Source organism: Dietzia sp. PP-33 (assembly GCF_033790845.1).
Lineage (GTDB): Bacteria > Actinomycetota > Actinomycetes > Mycobacteriales > Mycobacteriaceae > Dietzia.
Genome location: NZ_JAMYEI010000001.1, coordinates 734,984 through 757,200, shown reverse-complemented (window position 1 = coordinate 757,200; position 22,217 = coordinate 734,984). Strand labels below are relative to the sequence as shown.

Genomic DNA, 22,217 nt, shown 5'->3' with positions numbered 1-22,217 from the left:
TTATTGACGCGAACGGAGCTCGAGAGGCTGAGGACAAACGAGTCCCAAGTGGAACCGCACTCGACTAGTCCTATTCCTTCTGCAGACCGCTGGCGATCGCTAAGGTGCTAGGCATTCAGTACAGCAGTTGATGGGATAAGAACGGCATCGAAAACGCGGTCGGACCACCAGGCAGGCCGAACCATGCGCTTCTGAAGCCAGGCGATGTCGTAGCCCTTTTCAGCTTCGGCGACCCACTCGTCGAGCTGTTCCTTGGAGACGTTCTGACCTTGAATCTCTCGCTCCATGGCCACTATCGTATTGCGAATCGCTCCGGAAAGGCAGCACGTGCCGGGCGGATTGGCCAGGGCGTCTCGCCCTGCCTCTGGGTTGCGCTGCCGGTCTGGTCCCGACTCGTATCGCATCCCGCCGTGACGTGATCAGACACGCAGCGCACCCGAAGGGATGTGGCCCAGCACGCCTGGCCCCGGCTCGATGACCAACGTGGAACAATGGCACCCGGTACTGCAACTACCCAGCGCGGTGCCGGCCCAGACACGATCCACGAACTTCCCCAAGGAGCACAGATGGCGCTTATCGAGCAGGTCGGAGCCCGGGAGATCCTCGATTCGCGAGGCAACCCCACCGTCGAGGTGGAGGTGCTTCTGGACGACGGCTCGTTCGCGCGGGCGGCCGTGCCCTCGGGCGCCTCGACCGGTGCGCACGAGGCCGTGGAGCTGCGTGACGAGGACGAGCGCTACATGGGCAAGGGCGTGAGCAAGGCAGTGGACGCCGTCTTGGACGTGCTGGCCCCCGCAGTGATCGGCATCCCGGCCGAGGAGCAGCGTCTGGTGGACGAGGCCCTGCTCGACGCCGACGGCACCCTCAACAAGTCCACCGTCGGCGCCAACGCCATCCTGGGCGTCTCGCTCGCCGTGGCCCGCGCCGCGGCCGATTCGGCCAACCTCGAGCTGTACCGCTTCGTCGGCGGCGCCAACGCGCACGTCCTGCCGGTGCCCATGATGAACATCCTCAACGGTGGCGCGCATGCCGACTCGGGCGTGGACGTCCAAGAGTTCATGATTGCCCCCATCGGCGCGCCCACCTTCCGCGAGGCCCTGCGCATGGGCGCCGAGGTGTACCACCACCTCAAGGCCGTGCTCAAGGAGAAAGGCCTGTCGACGGGCCTGGGCGACGAGGGCGGTTTCGCTCCGTCGGTCGATTCCACCAAGGCCGCGCTCGACGTGATCGTGGAGGCCATCGAGAAGGCCGGTTACACCCTCGGCACCGACGTCGCACTCGCGCTGGACGTGGCGGCCACCGAGTTCTTCAAGGACGGCAAGTACCACTTCGAGGGTAAGCAGCTCTCCGCCGCCGAGATGGCCGACGTCTACGCCGACCTGGTGGACAAGTACGCGCTGGTCTCCATCGAGGACCCGCTCGACGAGGACGACTGGGACGGCTGGAAGACCCTCACCGAGATGATCGGCGACAAGGTCCAGATCGTGGGCGATGACCTCTTCGTCACCAACCCCCAGCGCCTGGCCGACGGCATCGCCCAGGGCGCGGCCAATGCGCTGCTGGTCAAGGTCAACCAGATCGGCACGCTCACCGAGACGCTGGATGCCGTGGAGCTGGCGCACCGCAACCGCTACGCCACCATGATGTCGCACCGCTCGGGTGAGACCGAGGACACGACCATCGCCGACCTCGCGGTGGCCTGCAACTGTGGCCAGATCAAGACCGGCGCCCCGGCCCGCTCGGAGCGCGTGGCCAAGTACAACCAGCTGCTGCGCATCGAGGAGATGCTCGGGGACGCCGCCCGGTACGCCGGTGCCGGTGCGTTCCCGCGCTTCAAGGCCTGAGCCAGGCCACCGGGCCGCACGAAGCAGCCGCACAGCTCCGGTAAGCACGGCCCCAGTAGGTAGGTAGTCGAGAGGAGGGCTCATGGCTCGTCCACCGCGCCCTTCGGATCGCCGGGGTGACGGCCGCGATCGCGGGTCGTCCCGACGTCCAGGGGAGGCGTCGGGGCCCATCCGGCGGACCCCGCAGCGGGGCCGCGCCCAGGGTGAGCCCTCCTCCGACCCGACCCGCCGGCAGACGCCCCAGCGGCGTACGCCCAGTCGGGAGCGGGACCGCCCGGTGCCCGCCTCGGCCCGCTCCGGCCGGGTGGGCTCGACCGCGCATCCGGAGGCCCACCGGCTCACCACGCGCACCGACCTGTCGGCCACGGTGCTGGGCCCGCGGAACTACACACCGCGGCGGATCGGCCTCCTCGCCGTCATCGCCATCATCTTGCTGGTCACGGTGTCGTTCCCGCTGCGCAACCATTACCAGTTCCTCTCGGACGAGAAGGCCGTGGCGCAGGAGCGGGCCGCGCTGGAGCGGACCATCTCCGAGCTCGAGGCCGAGGAGCAGCTGCTCGCCGACCCGGCGTATATCGAGCAGCAGGCCCGCATCCGCTTTGGCGCCGTCAAGCCGGGGGAGACCCCGTACCGGGTCAGCACGGTGGACCCAGTGGAGCAGGCAGCGGCCGAGCAGCGGGCGGCGGAGTTGGCGGCGCTGCCGTGGCAGACGCGGGTGTGGGACTCCATCTCCGTGCCCGCCGGCCCGATCATGCCGGAGGGGTCCCAGCTGGTTGAGGGCACCAGCATCCCCGGTGGCCCCGACACCCCGGCCGTTCCGGTGGACCCCGAACGCGGGAACCTCGACATCGACACCCCGGGCGACGAGCCGGCTGATGGAGCCGCGCCGCAACCCCAACCACAGGAGGACCCCCCAGCGTGAGCGCCGAACACAGCGTGTCCAGTGACGATCTCGAGGCGATCGAGGCCCAGCTGGGCCGGCGGCCGCGCGGGGTGCTGGAGGTGTCCTATCGCAGCCCCGACGGCAGGCCCGGGGTGGTCAAGACCGCGCCGCGGCTGGAGGACGGTACCCCGTTCCCGACGCTGTACTACCTCACCGATCCGCGCCTGACCGCCGAGGCGAGTCGGCAGGAATCCGCGGGGATCATGAGGGGGATGACGACGAGGTTGAACTCGGACCCCGAGATGGCCGCCAACTACACCCAGGCGCATGAGCGGTATCTCTCCCAGCGCAACGAGATCGAGGACCTCGGTACCGACTTCTCTGGTGGCGGGATGCCCGAGCGGGTCAAGTGCCTGCACGTGCTGATGGCGTACGCGCTGGCCGAGGGGCCGGGCGTGGTCTGGCTGGGCGATGAGTCCGTGGCGCTGGCCTGCGAGGCAGGACTGCGCGGCAACGCCCTGCCCGAGGACTGGCCCACGCCCGAGGAGCTGGGCGTGCCCGACTACTACGCGCAGGAGCAGGAGTGACCGCGACTGCTCCCGATGGCGCTGTCCGGGTAGGAGCAGTGGACTGCGGCACCAACTCAATTCGAATGTATGTCGCCGAGGGCGTCCCCGGCCAGCCCGGGCTCACCGACGTCACCCGGGAGATGAGGATTATCCGCCTCGGCGAGGGCGTCGATGCCACCGGCAGGCTGTCGACCGAAGCGATCTCCCGGTGCCGCACGGCGCTCACCGATTACGCGGCCACCATGGCCGAGCTCGGCGTGCAATCAGTCCGGATGGTGGCGACCTCCGCCACCCGCGACGCCAGTAACAAGGACGAGTTCTTTGACATGACCGCCGAGGTGCTCAGCAAGCACTTCCCGGGGGCGGTGGCCGAGGTGATCTCTGGGCAGACCGAGGCCGAGCTGACCTTCGCCGGCGGGGTGATCGACCTCGACCCGTCCGACGGGCCGTTCGTGGTCACGGACCTCGGCGGCGGGTCTACGGAGATCGTGGTGGGGGAGCTACTTGACGGAGAGGTTCGGATCCTCGGGGCCCGCAGCCTCGACGTGGGCTGCGTGCGCCTCACCGAGCGAGTGCTCCATTCGGACCCGCCGACGGCGGCCGAGATCGCCGAGGCCCGCGCCGTGATCGCCGACGCGCTGACCGAGGCCGGCGACGTGCCCGTGGGCCGCGCTGCCCGCTGGGTGGGCGTGGCTGGCACCTTCACAACGTTGTGTGCCCTGGCGCAGGGACTGGGGGAGTACGACCCCGAGCGCATCCACGGCAGCGTCATCCCGCTGGCGCAGATGCGTGAGGTCTGCGGCCGCCTGGTGGCGTACTCAGTGACCGAGCGCCGCAGCTTGGGGCCGATGCACCCGGGTCGCGCGGACGTGATCGGCGGGGGTTCCATCGTGGTTCAAGCGCTGTGTGATGTGATGGCAGAGCGCGCAGGGTTGTCCGAGCTCACGGTGAGCGAGAAGGACATCCTGGACGGCATCGCGATGTCGGTGCTCACTCGCCTAGCAGGCTAGCCCGGCCCCTGGCGTCCTCCGCGCCACCCGGCCCCGCCCCGGCGGGGCCGACAAGCCCCCATAGCCCAATTGGCAGAGGCAGACGGCTTAAAACCGTCCAAGTGTCGGTTCGAGTCCGACTGGGGGCACGGGCACGTGTGGCTTGGTCTCCCGTAGCTTGGGAATCCGAGGACCTTCGTGCGGCACGACCCATGAAATTTCCTATTCAGGAGAACTATGTCCGCTACGACAAGACCGGCAAGAGCTAGCTGGACGATCTCACGGCTATGACGACCGAGTTCGGTGCAAAGCTCCGCGCGACGGCTCCCCCTCAGAGCACTTGTGGCGGGCAGCTGAGCGTCTACCGATGGGCATTCGATTGCGCACCGCAAGACATTCCTACCCTTGCTGTGGCCATCGGACGTGCCTACGTTACCGACGCCATGCGCCTGGCGTACCCCGCCGCCCGAGTCAGCGACAAGATCCCCCCGGAGGGAGGCACCACCCGTAAGGGCGATTTCGGCGAGATGATTGCTTTAGGCATCTACAGCACTCGGATGGGCCGCACAGTACCTTTCAGCAAACTTCAGTTGGCCAAGCCGGTGGCAAAGGCCACAGTGCAAGGGCCAGACAACCTCTGCCTGACCATCACGCAGGGTGAGGAAGTTGAACCTGTCATAGTCGAGGCTAAATGGCGCCCTATCGGTACGCCAGCGGCGGTGCTTGGCGCGATCGAATCGAGCGTCAAGGGGCTGACCGAGCAGTACTGCGTGGAAGGGTGGGCGGCAGGCGTCCAGCTCATGCACGCACACCCGGACCACAAGCGGCACTTCGCCTTCGCGGCTGCCCAGCACCTGGGTCGGCTCATCGACCCCAATGCGCCCCTGCCGCCGCACCTGCGTCACGCAGTCGCGGTGGTCGGTGAGGACCGGATACCGACGGTGAAGATCGGGGAACGCTGGCCGGACACCCCTCCTGTGACGCAGCTGCATATCGTCACCATCAAGGACTCCGAAGCGACCCTGAGCAGCATCTTCGAAGCCGCAGCGGAGCTTACCTATGCTGACTTATCAGGGGGTGCCTCCACGTTTCTCGGCCCAGATGCTACGCCAGGTATTTCGGGTCTGCTCAGCCCTGAGATGGCTTCCCGCGCCGCTATCCGCCCAGCGCTCAACCCTCTACACGCGATCCTCGAATCGAGCCTCTGGTACTTGGCTGACGAAGACGGCCTCGGATTAGCGCGCGCCAGAATGGTTGCTACCGAGCGGAACGTCGATGTTCGAGGACTTTCAGAGATTCTGACCGGCGCACTCGGGCGCGCGCGAAGCACACTCGACGATCGCCCGCTCGCGGACTTCGCTGATGCTGCCCGCGACGTCCTAGACCTTCAGGCACCTCCTCACCGGTTGCGCGAGGTCCTTGACGCCTCTACCGCGCTCGACACGCTCCTGCTGGAGGCGGCCCATCATGTAGCGGCCGCCCTCGTTCACCGCCTTGATCGTCACCCGCTGACCATGACTACTGCGAAGGGGGCCACCGGGGTTGCCGTAAGGCACGTGGTTGACCGCATGCGGCGGATCGGCCGTCACGCCTTTTGGCCCTCTCAGGCCGACGCAGTACGCGGCGGACTACTCGACTCAGCACAGCGTTCAATTGCAATCAAGATGCCCACGAGCGCCGGAAAAACCACCTTGATGGAGCTGGTCGCTGCCGACACGATTGATCGCCACCCCGATGGTGTCGTTGCCGTCGTCGCACCCACCCGCGCTCTTGTCGGCCAACTCTACCGCGACCTACGCGACAGTCTGCCGGACGAAGTAGAAGTCCGTTCTTCGCAGGGCGGACTCGACTACGACACCGACGTGCCCTCGACGGGAGGCGTACTCGATAGTCCCGGGGTAGCGGTGATGACGCCCGAACGCCTAGATCTGGACTGGCGCCGAGCGATGACCGGCGACGGCGCTATCGACCTCGAAGACATCAAGTTGCTCATTGTTGACGAGGCACAACACGTCGACAGCGGATCGCGCGGCGCGACGTTGGAACTCCTTATCGCCAAGGCTTTGCGGCGCGGTATTCGCGTGGTCTTGCTAGCGAGTCAGTTCTCGAACGTCGACGCCATAGCGAACTGGGTGAACGGCGACGCGTTGGTATCTGACTGGCGTCCCGCCTGGCTAGAGAGGCACGTATACATCCGCGGAGAGTTGGAGACCAAGCCTACGCGCGCTCGCATGGCATATCTGTGGCCCGAGGGGGGCGACCCGAAGCCGGTCTTCAAGCTTAAACCGAGCTTGAAGACTAAAGGAGAGGGGTGGGTCCGCGACAGACGGCATGAGGCTGCCGGTCTCGTGGAAAAGTGGGCGACCGACGGGCTAGTGGTCGTGTTCACCGAGAATAAGTCGTACGCCGAAGGACTCTTCGGCACGATTTCGGCCAAGACGGTCCAGCATGGACCGCCTCGCGCCGCTCTAGCCGAGATTGCAGCCTCCATCGAGCAGATGCACCCGGTAGAAGCCGCGGCGTTGCGGAACGGCTTCGGGCTTCACCACGCTGATGTGCACCGTGGCGTCCGCCAGGCCATTGAGTCGGCAGCGCGGAGAGAGGGCGGTCTGTTGAGTTGCATCGTGTGTACCCCCACGCTCCTAGAGGGGGTCGACTTCCCAGCCCGCACTGTCATCGCAGCGTACCCGCCGCGCACCCCCGAGCATGCCCCTGACATCGCCCGTCTTCGCAACCTAGAGGGACGCGCGGGTCGCGCTGGCAAGTTTACTAGCGGGCGGCTAGTCGTTATGACGAGCGACCACAAGCAGGCGCGACTGTGGCGGCGAGCGATGCGTCAGGGGCTGCCGCCGACTGAGACCGCGCTCACCAGGGCGCTCAAGGAGCTTCAGCAGCGCGCACCGAATCAGATGCTTGCTGCGGCTAACAAGGACGTGATTGACGCCGTCACTATTGAGGCTCTGGCGGAGTCGGCAGCGGTCGATGGAGATCTCAGGAGATCGCTAGAGGAGGCGCTGCAGCGGACCTTCTGGTTCGGCACGTCCTCTCCACAGATTGACCATATGGAGACCTTGGCCCGTGGCGCCAGCTACGCGGCTCAAATTGGCCAGAAAATACCGGATGCCGCCCTACGGGCGGCTATCTACCGCGCAGGCCTGAAGCTGGAGGGATGCCTGGCGCTCCGAGACAGGCTCGCCGCTAACCTGGAGGGCATCGTGCGTGTCCTCCGTGCCGACCCGCCCGACCACAGTGTCAACGAGCAGCTCTTGCGTTGGCTCGTAGAAGTATGCGTATCCACCGTCGAGGAGCTCCAAGACCTCCGGGAGGTCAACTCCAAGTCACTTGGCGACGCACTGGCGGAGTGGATTGCTGGTACCAGCGAGGGCGACATCGAGAAGTTACACTCAGACGCATGGTCGGCCGTGAGGCCAAGACACCTTGAGACCCTGCTAGTTTGGGCGCTTACAGGGTCCTTCGAGATCATTGCAGCACTGGCCGATGACCTCGATCTGCGGGAGACGGCCCACCACCGTCTCGCTCCCAGCAGGCTTCGATACGGCGTCTTTGATGCCGCGCTCTGCCCGTTGGTTCGCAACGGTGCCGACCGCGTTCAGGTGTCGCGCATCGCGGGCGATTATATGGGCACCAATGGGGTTCATATGCCCCTTGAAATCGTGGTAGAGGCCCGCATCGCGAGGGAAGAGGCCGAGGCTGCCGATACCCGTAGCTCCGGGCCTGGCAGAGTGTGGGATGAGCTCGATTTTTAGAGTTCTGGCCTAGTCGAGCAGCGCCTCGTCGGCCCCCTCGCCCTCTGCCGGTTCGCTTCCGAAACTCCACTCACCGAGCCCAGCGCGCTTCCGGCAAGCTTGGAGGACGGTTACGAGTGCTGTGAAAGCTCGGAGGGCGTCACGCTGAGCGATAAGCGACTTGGTTCCCGAGTCCAGGAATAGGTGCACGCGGTTGCGATAGAGCCTTAAATTGTGGGCTGATTCTGCTTCATCTTTCGACAGAATTCCTGCTGCCTTAGCCTTGGTGATTATGCCGTCAAAGTCGTTCGGAGGGGCATCTCTGCCATTTTGCGCCAGCGTGATCCTAAGAGCTGCCTCCGCGATCGCGCCGTAACCGATGAGTTGTGCTCGGACCTGTGCATGGTGTGCATCATGATCGGTTGGGCGGGCGAGCACTAGACCGATCTTCTGCTGCCATCTCGTTCCTCGGTAAGCGCTGGCGAGATGCTCTCGTTCCTCCGGTGACTTAACGAATCCAAAAAGTCTCTCGGCTGTGGCTGGGTCTTCAATGTAGCGGAACGCAAAGCGGTCGACCGCCTCGATCACTTTCTCTCCGAGTTCGACGCCGGAAAGATCGGCGGGAATCCACGCCGCGATGGTTGCCTCGACAACTCGTTTATCACTTCGTTCAGTCATGCTCTTTAGTATGGCGCCTCCGCGCTGTAGCCGTGGATAGCTATCGAATGTGTGCAAGGCTAAGTGGTTATTGGCGTGAAGATGAAGCGACCATCCACTCGTTGATTGGCTTGATGCGGATCTGAACGAGGCATCGGGCTGGGGCGTCTGCTGAGCTTGAGCTGGACCTTTGTCGAGGAACGATTCGGAGAATTTCGCACTAGACCGATGGTTCCGATCGCTGCGAAGGATGCGATGCTGTGGACGCGTTGACGCCGGTCTGCGCCGTGGCGACCGCACAAGCACCAGCCGAGATCAGGCCCGCTGTGGACCGCGCGACGCGCCTGCCGTGCCTGATGTGCCCCACCGAGGCTTTTTTACCAGCCTGTTCCGGACCCCTGTCCACCCCGAAGTCAGAGGCAATGTAGGTTATCCTCACCTAACCTAATGAGCGGCCTGTGGCCGACACCGTGTACATCACCACTCCGGAAGGTCCCATCCCCATGCGCACGTCACTATCCCGCCGAGCGGGGTCACGCCGAACTGTCTCGTCCAAGGCTGTGTCACTCGCGACCGCATCGCTCGCGGCGGCGCTGGTCCTGGCCGGTTGTTCCTCGAACGCGCAGGAGTCGGAGACCGGGGGAGGCTCGGAGATCACCCGCAGCGTCGAGCACGCGCGGGGGACAGCAGAGGTCCCGGAGTCGCCTCAGCGCGTGGTCGTGTTGGAGCCCGTCGAGCTGGACACGGCTGTCGCGCTGGGTGTGACACCGGTCGGCGCGGCGGTGGCCAGCAACGTCGCGGGCGTGCCCGAGTACCTGGGCGTGGACGGCGTTGAGCCAGTGGGCACAGTGCCGGAGCCGGACCTCGAGGCCATCGCCGAGCTGCAGCCCGACCTGATCCTGGGCACCGACTCGCGGCACTCCAAGCTGTACGAGCAGCTGAACTCCATCGCCCCGACCGTGTTCATGGAGACGCAGGCCGACCCGTGGCAGGAGAACGTGCTCCTGATCGCCGATGCCTTGGGGAAGCCCGACGAGGCGCAGGAGCTGCTGGACGGTTTCAACGACCGCTGCGAGGAGATCAAAGACGAGTTCTCCGTGGAGGGGACCACAGCCAACATGGTCCGCCCGCGCGATGAGACCACGCTCAGCCTCTACGGCCCCGTCTCGTTCGCAGGCGGCGCCCTGGAGTGCGTGGGCTTCACCATCCCCGAGCAGAACTGGGAGGACGGCCTGCAGGCGGACATCTCCCCGGAGAACATCCTCCAGGCCAAGGCCGACCACGTGTTTGTCACCACCTCCGACGTGACCGACGAGTCCACGATGCCGGACGCCATCACGCAGAACAGCGCCGAGTTCCCTTCGGTCACACTCGTGGACACCAGCTACTGGGTCTCCGGCGTCGGCCCCCGCGGCGGCGAGCTGGTGCTCGATGACATCGAAGAGTTCCTCCGATCGCAGCAGTGACCACCGCTACGACAACGTCCAGTCCCCGTCCCGCGCCCCAGGGCGACGGGACGGGGGCGGCGGCGTTGGACACGACGTCACACAGCGAGCCCGCGACGACGGGCCGGCGACTCCGCATCACCCTGGGCCTGGTCGGGCTCGTCGTGCTCCTGGCCCTCTCGGTGGCGCTCTCGGTGATGGTGGGCTCCAACACGCTCCCGCCTGGCGTCGTGTGGGACGTGCTGCGGGGCGGCGGCTCACCCGAGGCCCGATTCGTGGTGGAGGACCTGCGCATCCCGCGCACCGTCACCGGCGTGATCGCCGGCATCGCCCTGGGCGCGGCGGGCGCGCTCATCCAGGCGTTCACCCGCAACCCGCTCGCCGATCCCGGCATTCTCGGCGTCAACGCTGGCGCGGCCTTTGCCATCGCCGTGGGTGTGGGCTTCTTCGGTCTAAGCGACTCCTCGCAGTTCGTCTGGCCCGCCTTCCTGGGCGCGCTCGTGGTGACCGTGGCCGTGTACCTCATCGGCTCCTCCGGTCGCGGCAACGCCGACCCCATCCGCCTGACCCTGGCCGGGGTCGCGCTGGGGGCGGTGTTCTCCGGCATGACCACCGGCCTCACGCTGAGCAACCCCGACGCCTTTGAGCACATGCGCTCCTGGAACGCCGGCTCACTGCTCGGCCGCGGGTTCGACGTGCTGGTCCCGCTCCTGCCGTTCATCGGTGTGGCCGTGATCCTGGCCCTGGTGCTCACGCCCGGACTCAACGCGCTGGCGCTGGGGGAGGACGTGGCCCGCGCGCAAGGCGCCAACATTTTGGGTATCCGCATCGGGGTGATCGTCGCCGTCACCATGCTCGCCGGCACCGCCACCGCGCTCGCCGGACCCATCTCCTTTATCGGCCTCATGGTGCCGCACGTCGCCCGCTGGATCTTCGGCGTGGACCAACGCGTGATACTCACGATCTCCATGCTCCTGGCCCCGGTGATCGTCCTGCTCTCCGACGTCCTCGGCCGCGTGCTGATCGCTCCGGCCGAGATCCCCGTCGGGATCGTCACCGCCTTCGTGGGCGCGCCCGTCCTGATCATCCTGGCCCGCCGGCGGAAGGCGAGCAGCCTGTCATGAGCACACGAATCGACGCTGCCCGTACCGACTCTTCCAGGATCAGCTCCGCCCGGACCGGCACCGCCCCGTTCACCACCACACCGATCGACCTCGGCTACCGGCGCCGGGTCCTGCGCGCGGGACGGCTCGAACTGCCGGTCCGGGCGCGGAGCTTCGGTGTGGCGGTGAGTGTGGTCCTCGTCGTCGTCGTTCTGGGGGTTCTGTCCCTCGGGCTCGGCACCTACACGCTCGGCCCCGGCCGGGTGGTGGAGGTGTTCTTCGGCGGTGGGGGAGCGCTGGACCGCACGGTCGTACTGGAGTGGCGGCTGCCGCGCACGCTCGCCGCGATCGCGCTGGGCGGATTCCTGGGGATCTCCGGTGCGCTGTTCCAGACCGTCACCCGCAACCCGCTGGCCAGTCCGGACCTCCTCGGGTTGTCCAACGGTGCGTTCACCGGGATGCTGCTGACCCTCGTGCTCACCTCGGCGGGGTGGCCGCTCGTGACAGCCGGCGCGGTCGTCGGCGGGCTTGCCACCGCGGCCGTGATCTGGGGACTGGCCCACCGCGGCGGGGTCCAGGGGTTCCGCCTCATCGTGATCGGCATCGGCGTGGCCGCGATCCTCGCCTCCGCCAACACCTGGATGCTGCTGCAGATCGGGCTCGAGACCGCCATGTTCGCCACCGCCTGGGGGGTCGGCACCCTCAACGGCGTCACCGCGGTGCCGGTCGCCGGAGCCGTGGCCTGCGGAATCCCGCTACTGCTCGTGCTGGTCGCACTCACGCCGCGCCTGCGCCAGCTGGACCTGGGCGACGACGTGGCCACCGCCACCGGCGCCCGACCCGCCCTCGTGCGCACCCTCGCGCTGCTCATCGCGGTCCTGCTGGTCTCCGTGGCCACCGCGGTGATCGGGCCCGTCGCGTTTGTCGCACTCGCCGCCCCGCAGGTGGCCAAGCGCCTGGCACGCACCCCGTACCTCTCACTCACCCTCTCCGCACTCGTCGGGGCGCTGCTCCTGCTGGCCTCGGACCTCATCGCGCAGCACGTGCTGCCGGTGGGGTTACCGGTCGGCGTGGTGACCGTCTCCGTGGGAGGGCTGTACCTCGTCGTCATGATCATCCAGGAGATTCGCCGCCGTGCCTGACCAGACTGCCCCCACCTCCCGACTCCGCGCGCAGGACGTGACGCTGGGCTACGACGCCGACCCCGTGATCACCGGACTGTCCGCGGAGATCCCGGTGGGCTCGTTCACCGTGGTGATAGGCCCCAACGCGTGCGGCAAATCCACGCTGCTGCGCGGACTGTCGCGACTGCTGGCGCCCCGATCCGGGACCGTGATCCTCGACGGCAGCGCCATCAGCTCCCTGCCCGCCAAGGAGGTCGCCCGCCGGCTGGGGCTGCTGCCGCAGTCGGCGATCGCCCCCGACGGGATCACCGTGGCCGACCTGGTGGCGCGCGGCCGGTACCCGCACCAGAGTCTGCTGCGCCAGTGGTCGACTGCCGACGAGGAGGCCGTGCGTGAGGCGCTCGAGGCCACCGGCACGCGGGGGCTGTCCGCGCGCCCGGTCGACGAACTCTCGGGTGGCCAGCGACAGCGCGTGTGGGTGGCGATGGTCCTGGCCCAGCAGACCGACCTGTTGCTGCTGGACGAGCCCACCACGTTCCTCGACATCGCCCACCAGGTGGAGCTGATGGAACTGTTCGCCCACCTCAACCGCGGCGGCCGGACGGTGGTGGCGGTGCTGCACGACCTCAACCACGCTGCCCGCTACGCCGACCACATCATCGCCATGCGCGACGGGCGCATCGTCGCCACCGGGACCCCGGAGCAGGTGGTGACCAGCGAGCGCGTGGAGGAGATCTACGACCTGCCCAACGTGGTGATCCCCGATCCCGTCACCGGCGGCCCGCTCGTGGTGCCGCGCGGCCGACCCGTCCACGCGCAGGAGCCCGCCCACGTACAGGAGGAGAAAGCCCGATGACGACGACGAGCTCCGCGCCCACCCGCCCATGGGAGTACAGCGCCTTCCCGGTGACCGTCGCGCAGACGCGGCAGCTGAGCCCGGGCTTCCGCCGCATCACCCTCGCCGGCCAGGCCCTGCGCCACTTTGCCGAGTGGGGACTGGACCAGCGCATCAAATTGGTATTGCCGATGCCCGACGGCTCTCGGCCGGATTTCGGACTCCTCGCCGACCCCACTCCGCATCCCTCGTACTGGTACGCGCGGTGGAAGGAGCTGCCCGAGGGCCGCCGCAACGCCCTGCGGACCTACACGCCCGCCGCGATCCGGCCCGAGGTCGGGGAGATCGACGTGGACGTGTTCCTCCACGAGCCCGCCGGGCCGGCGTCCACCTGGGCTGCGACCTGCGCACCCGGCGACGAGCTGGTACTCACCGGCCCCGATGCCCGCGCGGGCTACACCGGGTACGGAATCCACTACACGCCGCCGGAGCCGCCCAGCCGACTCCTGTTGGTCGGCGACGCCTCCGCCCTGCCCGCGATCCGCAACATCCTCGCGGCCCTGGCCGAGGGCACTGTTGCGGAGGTGTTCCTCGAGCTGGCGGACCCGGCTGACAACACCCTCGACGCGCCCGCTCCGCGCACCCGCATCCGCGTGATCGAGTCGGACGCGGTCACGTCCGGCGGCTCCGCGGTCGTCAGCTCAGGTAACAGCGCCGACGACCTCGAGTCAGCCGACGTCAGCGCGCTGGAGCGTGCAGTGCGCGAATGGGGTGCGAGCAATGGTGCCGATCTGGCTGGTGATCCCACCGCCTACGCGTGGATCGCCGGCGAGGCCGGTGCCACCACACGCTTGCGCCGCTACCTCACCGCTGACCTCGCCATGCCCAAGGACCGGGTCGCATTCCTGGGCTACTGGAAGCTCGGCGGCCCGCTGGTCGGGTAGGCGCGTATCGGGGAGCAGGCCTATTCGCTGCGCGGGGCAGCGCGTCCCGCACTAGAAGAGGGAACCCACACTGGCTCCCGGGCTTTGCGACCGCCCTCGAAGTGCCGTTGCGCGCGTGCCCACACATCGGCCGATACCCAGGCGTGGACGCCGCAGGCACCCTCTGAGCCGATGTAGGTGACACCGTGCCGGTGGGTATGCGGACCCCAGCCTTGCCCGATGTGATCCACGGCGACGACCAGGCCAGGGGTGACGTGGAACCACCAGAACCACGCGTCACGGGGAGATCCGCCGTCCACAGAGATGATCGCCTTTGAACCCCGTCGAGCGGCTTGGGTCGGAGTGATCACCGTGACAAGAGAGTGACGGTGATGACGGGCTCCGTCGAGGAACTGATAAACGAGATTGGCGCACTGCTCATCTTTTCGCTTCCGGAACTGCCACCATCGTGCCCGCATTGTGCCGAGAATAGCGGGGTATGTTAACGGCGACAATGGTTCGGCTCCACGGCTCCCGCCCAATGGGCGGAGTACATCACCAATTTCTGTAGACCCGCTGCGTCAGCGTCGTCCTGCCGAGTGAGCACCACCAGGCGAAGGCGAGGGTCGCTGCGACTTTAGCGGCCCGATCAACCGGCCGGATTAGTATCAGCGGCGGTGAGTCCTGCCGGGGCTTGAGCCTCAAACATTGCAACGCCGAGGAGTCGTCATGACCGGAATCTCTCATCCGCCTATCAATGGGTACGAGTCTGTGGGTCGCCGCCACCGCGTGGTCGTCATCGGATCGGGTTTCGGAGGGCTCAGCGCCGTCCAGAGCCTGAAGAAGGCGGACGTGGACGTGACCCTGGTCGCCAAGACCGGCCATCACCTCTTCCAGCCGCTGCTCTACCAGGTCGCCACCGGAATCCTGTCCGTCGGCGAGATCGCACCATCCACCCGCCTGGTCCTGCGAGACCAGAAGAACGCCACCGTCACTCTCGGCGATGTAGACCGGATCGACGTCGCCGCGCGGAAGGTCCATGCCACTGCCGGACACATCGAGTTCGAGCTCGAGTACGACAGCCTGATCGTGGCTGCAGGGGCCAATCAGTCCTACTTCGGCAACGACCACTTCGAGTACTGGGCCCCGGGGATGAAAACCATCGACGATGCCCTGGAACTGCGCAGTCGCATATTGGGCTGCTTCGAGCAAGCCGAGGTGACCGAGGACGAGGAGCAGCGTCGTCGGCTACTCACTTTTGTCGTCGTCGGTGCCGGCCCGACCGGCGTCGAGATGGTCGGCCAGATCGCCGAGCTGGCGCATCGCACCCTCAAGGGCATCTACCGCAACATCGACCCATCTTCTGCGCGCATCATCCTGCTCGATGCTGGCTCCGCGGTGCTGTCGCCATTCGGGCAGAGTCTCGGCAACGCGGCCCGGGCGCGGCTGGAACAACTGGGAGTGGAGATCCAGCTCAACGCCATGGTCACCGACGTCAACTATGAGGGGATCGAAGTCCAGGATTCAGACGGCACCCGCCGCCGGATCCGCGCCTCCTGCAAAATCTGGTCGGCCGGCGTGCAAGCAAGTTCTCTGGGAAAGACTCTCGCGGACCAGACCGGTGCGGAACTCGATCGTGCAGGGAGAGTCCTCGTCAGCAAGGATCTGTCGCTGCCGAATCACCCCGAGATCTTTGTCATCGGCGACATGATGAACCTCGACAACCTGCCAGGCGTATCGCCGGTGGCAATCCAGGGCGGCAAGTACGCGGCCAAGCAGATCGTCCACGAGGTCGAGAAGGGCAGATCCCCGGCCGATCGCCCACCCTTCAAGTACTTCGACAAGGGCTCGATGGCCACGGTGTCGCGCTACAGCGCAGTGGCAAAGATCGGCAAAGTCGAGCTCCACGGCTTTATCGCCTGGGTTCTGTGGCTCGTGGTGCACCTCGCCTTCCTCATCGGCTTCCGGAACCGCGTCATGACCCTGCTGTCGTGGGGGATGCACATGGGCGATCACCGCTCGCACCTGAACTCCACAGCACAGTGGGTGTACGGACGTCAGGCCATTGCCGAGGCACAGCGCCGTGATGAGCCCGCTCCGTGACGAGCCTGCGAAGCTCGCCAGGGTGCAGCATGAGAAAAGTCACCTGGGTCGAGAAAGAGATGGAACGCAACGCCGGCTGGCGCTCCGAGAACGGAGCGCCGGCGACGCGCGACATCGTCGTGATCGACGACGGCATCGCGGCAGACAAGGCACTCCGGCTCGCCCGGTCAGGCACCGGCGTGCTGTGGCGAGGCGACTTCCAGAATGCGCGCCAGCTCATGCGCCCTCGACCGACGGCTCGAGAAGCAGCCGTCCCGCACTACGCGGGGCACTGAACCAGGAGACCTCTTCCTCGCCAACAGGAAAGCCCGTGCGCGACGAGCGGCGGTCCTGGGGAAGATACTGACCCACTGGAACGCGACTACACGACCCGGTTGCGCCGAGCGCCCGACGCGCGTGAGGCCTGCACGCATGCCTACGAGCCGCCGTCGACGACCCGAAGGCTGCTTCCGGCGAAACCACGCTGGTCTCGTTGCCCGAGCTCCTCGGCGTCATCAGCGCCTACAGGGTTCTATCGGGTCCAGTCTCCACCAGTTACCCAATTCTCCCGCCACATACCGCCGTCGCGGAGGTAGTTCGGGCGCTTCGACCACTTCCACCTCGACCTGTACCACCGGTAGTGCTGGCAGCGAGTGGCATTCTCCCTATAGTCCAGGAATGGCTCCCGACGACTACCTGCAGAAATCGCCGGACTCCGGGCGGATGGGCAAGGCCGCGGAGCTACTCGTGGCCGCCACCTGCATTCTGCAGTCCCGTGCAAAGCTCAACGTCTCGACGTCGATCATCGACGATGAAGGTGTCGATCTCGTCTTCCACCTTCGCGAACACACCGCCACCCTCGCAGTTCAGGTCAAGGCCCGAATGTCAGATGGGCTCGTGGTGGAGCGAGGCCGCTTCCAAGCTCATGTCCGAAATTCCTCGTTCTACCCGCGCGGAGACTTGGACATGCTGTTCGTCTTCGTAGATGTTGCAGATGGTTCGATCAGGCAATCGTGGTTAGTGCCGAGCCCCGCCTTCGCAGCCAACACCACCGCGAATGCCAGGGGACGACGCGTGTTCTCGGCCGCAACGTCATCCTCCAGCGGCGACAAGTGGTCAGAGTTCAGAGTCGCGGAAGGGATGCTCGCCTCCACGGTGGTCAAGCGATTGCAGTCGAGCGACGTGTAGGAACCGTGTGGGGCGCCCCATAAGTCCCCAGCTAGTAGTGCTCATTCTCTAGACTGCGGCGCCGTTCTAGTGATGCACAGCCATTGAGCCGAGCTGAGGCATTCAACAGTCGACGCCCTCGAGTCGAAGGCACGCCGGAGGCAACTCTTGATCAGGCCCGTAGCCGTCGGCCGAGTCGGGGTTGAACGTCGGTTTCGGGTGCGTTTGCCAGTACTCGTCGGCGTACTGCTGGTTGTACGCGTCTTGATCGAAAGTCGGATCGGGCGGCGGCGGAACATAGGCGGCCAGCATCTGGTCCTGGCACGTCTGCGTCCACCCGGACGTGCCGTCGGTGAAGAACGTCGTTCCTGTCTGGTGATCGGCCGTCCCGCACGAGGCAATCTGCGTGCCCAGACAATGTGGGCTCTCGTGGCCGGGCGCACCTTGGTAGCCGACGGCTCCACACGTATCGGCGGCCGGAGCGGCTGGAGCTTGGCTCGACGAGGGCGGATTGGGAATGGCCGTTGTCGAGCTGGCCGGTGTGGGACTCGCTTTGCTCGAGCTGGTTGGTGTCGATTGCTGGACGGTCTGGGTGACCGTGACTTCCGCAGGTTGGGCGTCGCCCGAGCTACACGCTGAGAGAAGAAGCAGCGGAAGAGCGGCTGCTGCAAGTATCGAGGCGATTCGAGAGCGCATCTTGTGCCTTACTGCGAGAAGCCGACGAAGCTCACAGGTGAGATACCACTCATATGAGGTGGTTGAGCAATGTTAGCTCCGTCATGCGGCGTCCTGCGACCGATCCGGCATTTCGAACTGGTCGAGCACTACCAAGTGCTGAGTCGCGCGGGTCATCGCGACGTAGCGGTCGACCGCTCCGGTCACACCCGTGCCGAGGGACTCGGGAGCGACCAGCACCACCAGGTCGAACTCGAGCCCCTTGGCCTGGGCGGGGGACAACGATCGGACGCGGTCGGAACCGGCGAAGGCGGGGGCTCCGATCACGCAGGCCACGCCCTCGGGGTGCGCCGCGAGCCAGCCGTCGACCACACGGTGAAGGTCCTCGACGCGGCCGTACTCGACCGGCACTCCGGTGCTGCGCACCGACTCCGGCACGTTCGCGTCCGGGCGGACCGATCTGATCACCGGGGCGGCTGCGTCCATGATCTCGGCCGGGGTGCGGTAGTTGATGCTCAGGTGCACCGTGGTGATGCGGGCGGGGGAGAGCCCGATCCTCGCGAGTCGCTCGGGCCAGGATTCGTCGAAGTCGCGGCGCGATTGCGCGCGGTCGCCGACCACCGTCAGGCTGCCGGACGGGCAGCGGCGCAGGATCATCTGCCACTCGGCATCCGTGAGCTCCTGCGCCTCGTCCACGATGACGTGGCCGTATGGTCCCGCGAGAGGGGAACGGTCAGCTGATCCGTCGTCGACGGTCGGAGAATCGAGCAGCGCCTCCTGAAGGTCACGGTGTCGGAGCATGGGGGCAACACCCTCGGGGTCGTCGTCGGCGGCGATCACCTCGTCGATCACCGAGCGACGTCGCTCCAGTTCCGCGGCCCGCTCGACCCGCCGGCGCTGGGCCCTGCGCGCCCGGTCGGCGTCACCCAGCCGGTACCGGGCCGCGTCCAGCAGGGGAAGGTCTGCGCGGGTCCAGGCCTGTGGGTCCTCTCGCTGGAGGAGTCGGACCTCATCGGACGTGAGCCACGGTGCGCACAAACGCAGGTACGCGGGGACCGTCCACAGGTCGCCGACCAGATCGCCTTCCGCGACCATCGGCCACGACCGGTACAACGCGCGGTGCAGTTCTGGGTTCGCGGCCAACTCTGCCCGGAGGGCCACTACGGGCAGGTCTCCGCCGGACTTGTCGACCAGGATCTCGACCAGCGTCTCGCGGATCTGGGTGTGAGCCTCGTTGTGGGGTGTGCCGTTCTCTGGTGAGGCGAACGCCTCGGCCCAGTCGGCGGGCGTGAGACGCAGATCCAGCCAGTCGGTCTGCACCAGCATCGATTTCTGGGGCGGCTGCTCGTAGAAGCGGACGGCGGTTTCGATCGCCTCGACCATGCGCAGTTCGGATTTCAGCCGCTCCACCTCGGGGTCGGGTTCCTCGGGCAGGCCATCGGCAGGCGCGTTCGGAGCCCGGCGCGCGACGGTGCCGGCGAGATCAGCCACCGTCGCGGTCTGCACGCTGTGCTCACCGAGCGCGGGCAGGACATCAGCCACATAGTCGAGGTACGGCCGGTGCGGGCCGACCAGCAGCAGGTTGCCGCGCCGCTGGCCGGAGCGGGACTGCGCATGCAGCAGGTACGCCGCTCGATGCAGAGCCACCACCGTCTTGCCGGTGCCAGGCCCGCCGTCCACCACGAGCGCGCCCGAGTCGTCCGCACGGATGATCGCGTCCTGATCGGCCTGGATCGTGGAGAGCACATCCCGCATGTGGCCGGTCCGTGCCCCGGCCAGGCTCGTGATGAATGCCGATTGATCGTCCAGGGCTCTGTGCGAGGTCACCTCGTCGTCGTCATCAAGTACCTCGTCCCAATAGTCGACGATGCGCCCGCCCGACCACCGGTACCGACGGCGGTACGTCAGGCCCCTCGGATCGGCGAGCGTGGCGGCGAAGAACGGCTCGGCGGCCGGGGTGCGCCAGTCCACCAGTAGGGGAGTGCCGGTGGTGTCGGTGAGTCCGATGCGGCCCACGTATACCGACTCGGCCTCGGCACCGTCGGAGTCGGGGTCGGGGTCGGTGGTGACGTAGTGGCCAATACACACGTCCAGCCCGAAGCGGCGCAGGGTGGCGAGCTCGGCGGCGAGGCGCCGGATGTCGGCGTCACGCTCGATGGTCTGCGCGCCCCGGCCGGCGGGGTCGCGGCGGCGGGCGCCGAGGCGGGCAGTCAGGTCGGCGACCTTCTGCTCGAGGGCGTGGGATACGGCGGCGAAGTGCCGTTCGTCGGCGGCGATCAGGGCCGGATCGGCCTTGGCCGCGCGGTGGTCGGGGAGAGCGAAAACGCTGGTGGCATCAGGGAGCATCGCGATAGTGTGCGCCCCCACCGGGGTCTTGCCGCAAGGCCCCCTACCAGCTATAACTTGAGAGTGGGAGGGGCTCTCACCAGCATCTGGCTCGCGTCACCGGACTGGTACCTGGCCCAGCACCGTCTGGAGGAATTCCGGCAGTCAGACGACTCCGCCATCCCATTGGGCCAGGTGGACTGGTCCTGAGGTGGCGTATCTGGTCGAGGTCACGCCGCACGTCCAGAAGGTCATCACCACGCTCGGTCGTCAGGACAAGACTGCGCAGCAGGGAATCAGGGCAATCCTCGATGAGCGAATACATGGGTGCGAGGACCCCAGGTATCTCGGAAAGGCGCTTCGCGGCGACCAACACCTCTGGAGGTACCGCGTGGGCGACTACCGGATCATTTTCTCGATCGAGAATCAACGCGTGACAGTCCTCGTCGTTGATGTTGCGCATCGGCGTGAGCTCTACCGATAGAGATCGACTGGCCGTGACCGTTTGGGGCAGGGCTGAGACACTGGGCTCGGCCCGATTCACGGGTCACTTGCTCTCGCGCGGTCACCCCTCACCCTCGGGCCGAGTGCGCGACCGTCTGAAGGACTCCCGTGACTTCCCGTATGCCGCACCCGGACCGCCCGTGAACACCGTCAGCTGGCGTGAGAGCGGCGTAGACCGCACCGCCGGGTGGCGCTCCGAGAACGCCGCACCGGCGCCGACTGGAATCGTCGTGATCACCGACGACATCTCCGCGGACAAGGCTCTCCGAATCGCCCAGAGAGGCTCAAGCCTGCTGTGGCGGGGGGATTTCCAGAACGCACGGCAGCTCATGCGCGCCCTCGACCGTCGCCTCGAGAAGCGGGCGTCTCGGGCGCCGCAGTCCACCGACCCCGGCGAAGTCTTCGTCGCCATCCGAAGAGCACGCGCCCAGCGTGCGGCGATCTTGGGCAAGATCCTGATCCCCCTGCAGCCCGATTACTCGGTCAGCCTGCGCCGAGCGCCCGACGCGCGTGAGGCCTGCGCGCACGCCTACGGGCAGCCGGTCGACCAGCCCGCCGACGAGTCGAGCGAGTCCATCGGCGAGGAGACTCTCGTCTCGCTGCCCGAGCTCCTCGGCGTGATCAGCGCCTACGAATGGCACCGCACAGGCATCGAGGTCGCGGCCCTGGGGGCTCGGATCCATCCCGCCCACGGCGTCTTCGCTCCCACCCGCGACGAATACATCGACCTGGTCGCCGACGCCGCCTGGCCGCAGGGCGTCGACCATCCCGTCGTGTGGGACATCGGCACCGGGACGGGAGTGCTCGCGGCCGTCCTGGCCCAGCGCGGGGCCCGGGAAGTGGTGGCGACCGACATCAACCCGCGCGCCGTGCAATGCGCCCTGGACAACGTGAATCGGCTGGGACTGGCGGACCGCGTTGCGGTGGTACAGGCCGACCTGTGGCCCTATGACGACGACGAAGCGGGCGACTCCGGGCGGGCCGATGTGGTGGTGTGCAATCCGCCATGGATTCCCGGGCGTCCGACCTCGGCGCTGGAGCAGGGGATCTACGACCCGGACTCTGACGTGCTGAATCGCTTCCTCAGCGGGCTCGCCGATCACCTGACGCCGCAGGGCGAAGGATGGCTGATCCTGTCCGACCTCGCCGAACACCTGGGACTGCGCACCCGCGATGAGCTGCTCGGCCGTATCGACGCGGCCGGGTTGACCGTGGTCGGGACATACGAGACCACGCCACGCCATTCCCGCGCCGCAGACAGTGCTGATCCGCTGCACGCGGCTCGGTCGAAAGAGCGCACCATCCTGTGGCGGGTGGGGGCGAGGCTGAGCACCTAGCGGATCCGG

Annotated in this window: 19 protein-coding genes and 1 tRNA gene; 16 read left to right on the top strand and 4 right to left on the bottom strand. The window is 67.0% G+C overall.

The window, feature by feature from the left end:
• Positions 1–107: 107 nt before the first annotated feature.
• On the bottom strand, positions 108–287 hold the full coding sequence (locus tag NJE57_RS03615; protein WP_319026982.1) for a hypothetical protein: 180 nt from the start codon (positions 285–287) through the stop codon (positions 108–110).
• Positions 288–566: 279 nt separating this feature from the next.
• Between NJE57_RS03615 and eno the strand changes: the two genes are divergently transcribed.
• From eno to NJE57_RS03585, 6 genes are all read left to right on the top strand, one after another.
• The gene (eno, locus tag NJE57_RS03610; protein ID WP_319026981.1) at positions 567–1,844 is read left to right on the top strand and encodes a phosphopyruvate hydratase; all 1,278 of its coding nucleotides are present in this window, start codon (positions 567–569) and stop codon (positions 1,842–1,844) included.
• A 277-nt stretch (positions 1,845–2,121) separates the two neighbouring features.
• On the top strand, positions 2,122–2,766 hold the full coding sequence (locus NJE57_RS03605) for a septum formation initiator family protein (protein ID WP_319026980.1): 645 nt from the start codon (positions 2,122–2,124) through the stop codon (positions 2,764–2,766).
• Positions 2,763–3,314 carry a DUF501 domain-containing protein gene (locus tag NJE57_RS03600; protein WP_319026979.1) on the top strand — a complete coding sequence of 184 codons (552 nt, stop codon included), beginning with the start codon at positions 2,763–2,765 and terminating at the stop codon, positions 3,312–3,314. The genes NJE57_RS03605 and NJE57_RS03600 overlap by 4 nt, the downstream gene beginning before the upstream one ends.
• Before the next feature lie 65 nt (positions 3,315–3,379).
• Positions 3,380–4,306 (top strand): Ppx/GppA phosphatase family protein, encoded by a 927-nt coding sequence (locus NJE57_RS03595; RefSeq protein ID WP_319026978.1) that lies wholly within the window; start codon positions 3,380–3,382, stop codon positions 4,304–4,306.
• Positions 4,307–4,360: 54 nt separating this feature from the next.
• Positions 4,361–4,434, top strand: a tRNA-Leu gene (locus NJE57_RS03590).
• A 261-nt stretch (positions 4,435–4,695) separates the two neighbouring features.
• The gene (locus NJE57_RS03585) at positions 4,696–8,052 is read left to right on the top strand and encodes a DEAD/DEAH box helicase (protein ID WP_319026977.1); all 3,357 of its coding nucleotides are present in this window, start codon (positions 4,696–4,698) and stop codon (positions 8,050–8,052) included.
• A gap of 9 nt (positions 8,053–8,061) precedes the next feature.
• On the opposite strand, the gene NJE57_RS03580 is transcribed toward NJE57_RS03585, so the two are convergent.
• Complete coding sequence (locus tag NJE57_RS03580) at positions 8,062–8,709, bottom strand: hypothetical protein (protein ID WP_319026976.1); 648 nt, start codon at positions 8,707–8,709, stop codon at positions 8,062–8,064.
• A 482-nt stretch (positions 8,710–9,191) separates the two neighbouring features.
• Between NJE57_RS03580 and NJE57_RS03575 the strand changes: the two genes are divergently transcribed.
• From NJE57_RS03575 to NJE57_RS03540, 8 genes are all read left to right on the top strand, one after another.
• The gene (locus tag NJE57_RS03575; RefSeq protein WP_413464344.1) at positions 9,192–10,154 is read left to right on the top strand and encodes an ABC transporter substrate-binding protein; all 963 of its coding nucleotides are present in this window, start codon (positions 9,192–9,194) and stop codon (positions 10,152–10,154) included.
• The gene (locus NJE57_RS03570; RefSeq protein ID WP_319026974.1) at positions 10,151–11,257 is read left to right on the top strand and encodes a FecCD family ABC transporter permease; all 1,107 of its coding nucleotides are present in this window, start codon (positions 10,151–10,153) and stop codon (positions 11,255–11,257) included. Before NJE57_RS03575 ends, NJE57_RS03570 begins: the two co-directional genes overlap by 4 nt.
• On the top strand, positions 11,254–12,378 hold the full coding sequence (locus NJE57_RS03565) for a FecCD family ABC transporter permease (RefSeq protein ID WP_319026973.1): 1,125 nt from the start codon (positions 11,254–11,256) through the stop codon (positions 12,376–12,378). The genes NJE57_RS03570 and NJE57_RS03565 overlap by 4 nt, the downstream gene beginning before the upstream one ends.
• Positions 12,371–13,216 carry an ABC transporter ATP-binding protein gene (locus NJE57_RS03560; protein WP_319026972.1) on the top strand — a complete coding sequence of 282 codons (846 nt, stop codon included), beginning with the start codon at positions 12,371–12,373 and terminating at the stop codon, positions 13,214–13,216. Before NJE57_RS03565 ends, NJE57_RS03560 begins: the two co-directional genes overlap by 8 nt.
• Entirely contained in the window at positions 13,213–14,139 is a 927-nt protein-coding gene (locus NJE57_RS03555; protein ID WP_319026971.1) for a siderophore-interacting protein, read from the top strand. The genes NJE57_RS03560 and NJE57_RS03555 overlap by 4 nt, the downstream gene beginning before the upstream one ends.
• Positions 14,140–14,847: 708 nt before the next feature.
• Positions 14,848–16,221, top strand: coding sequence for an NAD(P)/FAD-dependent oxidoreductase (locus NJE57_RS03550; RefSeq protein WP_319026970.1), 1,374 nt, complete (start codon positions 14,848–14,850; stop codon positions 16,219–16,221).
• A gap of 29 nt (positions 16,222–16,250) precedes the next feature.
• On the top strand, positions 16,251–16,496 hold the full coding sequence (locus NJE57_RS03545; RefSeq protein ID WP_319026969.1) for a hypothetical protein: 246 nt from the start codon (positions 16,251–16,253) through the stop codon (positions 16,494–16,496).
• A gap of 382 nt (positions 16,497–16,878) precedes the next feature.
• Positions 16,879–17,388, top strand: coding sequence for a hypothetical protein (locus tag NJE57_RS03540; RefSeq protein WP_319026968.1), 510 nt, complete (start codon positions 16,879–16,881; stop codon positions 17,386–17,388).
• A gap of 102 nt (positions 17,389–17,490) precedes the next feature.
• On the opposite strand, the gene NJE57_RS03535 is transcribed toward NJE57_RS03540, so the two are convergent.
• Positions 17,491–17,679, bottom strand: a complete 189-nt coding sequence (locus tag NJE57_RS03535) for a hypothetical protein (RefSeq protein ID WP_319026967.1) — start codon at positions 17,677–17,679, stop codon at positions 17,491–17,493.
• Between the two features lie 465 nt (positions 17,680–18,144).
• The gene (gene helR, locus NJE57_RS03530; protein ID WP_319026966.1) at positions 18,145–20,388 is read right to left on the bottom strand and encodes an RNA polymerase recycling motor ATPase HelR; all 2,244 of its coding nucleotides are present in this window, start codon (positions 20,386–20,388) and stop codon (positions 18,145–18,147) included.
• 190 nt (positions 20,389–20,578) lie between these two features.
• On the opposite strand from helR, the gene NJE57_RS03525 reads away from it, so the two are divergent.
• Both NJE57_RS03525 and NJE57_RS03520 read left to right on the top strand, forming a co-directional pair.
• Complete coding sequence (locus tag NJE57_RS03525; RefSeq protein ID WP_319026965.1) at positions 20,579–20,851, top strand: type II toxin-antitoxin system RelE/ParE family toxin; 273 nt, start codon at positions 20,579–20,581, stop codon at positions 20,849–20,851.
• A gap of 160 nt (positions 20,852–21,011) precedes the next feature.
• Positions 21,012–22,208, top strand: coding sequence for a class I SAM-dependent methyltransferase (locus tag NJE57_RS03520; RefSeq protein ID WP_319026964.1), 1,197 nt, complete (start codon positions 21,012–21,014; stop codon positions 22,206–22,208).
• Positions 22,209–22,217 lie beyond the last annotated feature (9 nt).

Coding starts and splice junctions, on each gene's coding strand:
- NJE57_RS03540 (WP_319026968.1), top strand. CDS start 16,879: ATGGCTCCCGACGACTACCTGCAGAAATCGCCGGACTCCGGGCGGATG.
- NJE57_RS03595 (WP_319026978.1), top strand. CDS start 3,380: ATGTATGTCGCCGAGGGCGTCCCCGGCCAGCCCGGGCTCACCGACGTC.
- NJE57_RS03550 (WP_319026970.1), top strand. CDS start 14,848: ATGACCGGAATCTCTCATCCGCCTATCAATGGGTACGAGTCTGTGGGT.
- NJE57_RS03580 (WP_319026976.1), bottom strand. CDS start 8,709: ATGACTGAACGAAGTGATAAACGAGTTGTCGAGGCAACCATCGCGGCG.
- NJE57_RS03545 (WP_319026969.1), top strand. CDS start 16,251: ATGAGAAAAGTCACCTGGGTCGAGAAAGAGATGGAACGCAACGCCGGC.
- NJE57_RS03565 (WP_319026973.1), top strand. CDS start 11,254: ATGAGCACACGAATCGACGCTGCCCGTACCGACTCTTCCAGGATCAGC.
- NJE57_RS03535 (WP_319026967.1), bottom strand. CDS start 17,679: ATGCTGGCCGCCTATGTTCCGCCGCCGCCCGATCCGACTTTCGATCAA.
- NJE57_RS03575 (WP_413464344.1), top strand. CDS start 9,192: ATGCGCACGTCACTATCCCGCCGAGCGGGGTCACGCCGAACTGTCTCG.
- NJE57_RS03615 (WP_319026982.1), bottom strand. CDS start 287: ATGGAGCGAGAGATTCAAGGTCAGAACGTCTCCAAGGAACAGCTCGAC.
- eno (WP_319026981.1), top strand. CDS start 567: ATGGCGCTTATCGAGCAGGTCGGAGCCCGGGAGATCCTCGATTCGCGA.
- NJE57_RS03555 (WP_319026971.1), top strand. CDS start 13,213: ATGACGACGACGAGCTCCGCGCCCACCCGCCCATGGGAGTACAGCGCC.
- helR (WP_319026966.1), bottom strand. CDS start 20,388: ATGCTCCCTGATGCCACCAGCGTTTTCGCTCTCCCCGACCACCGCGCG.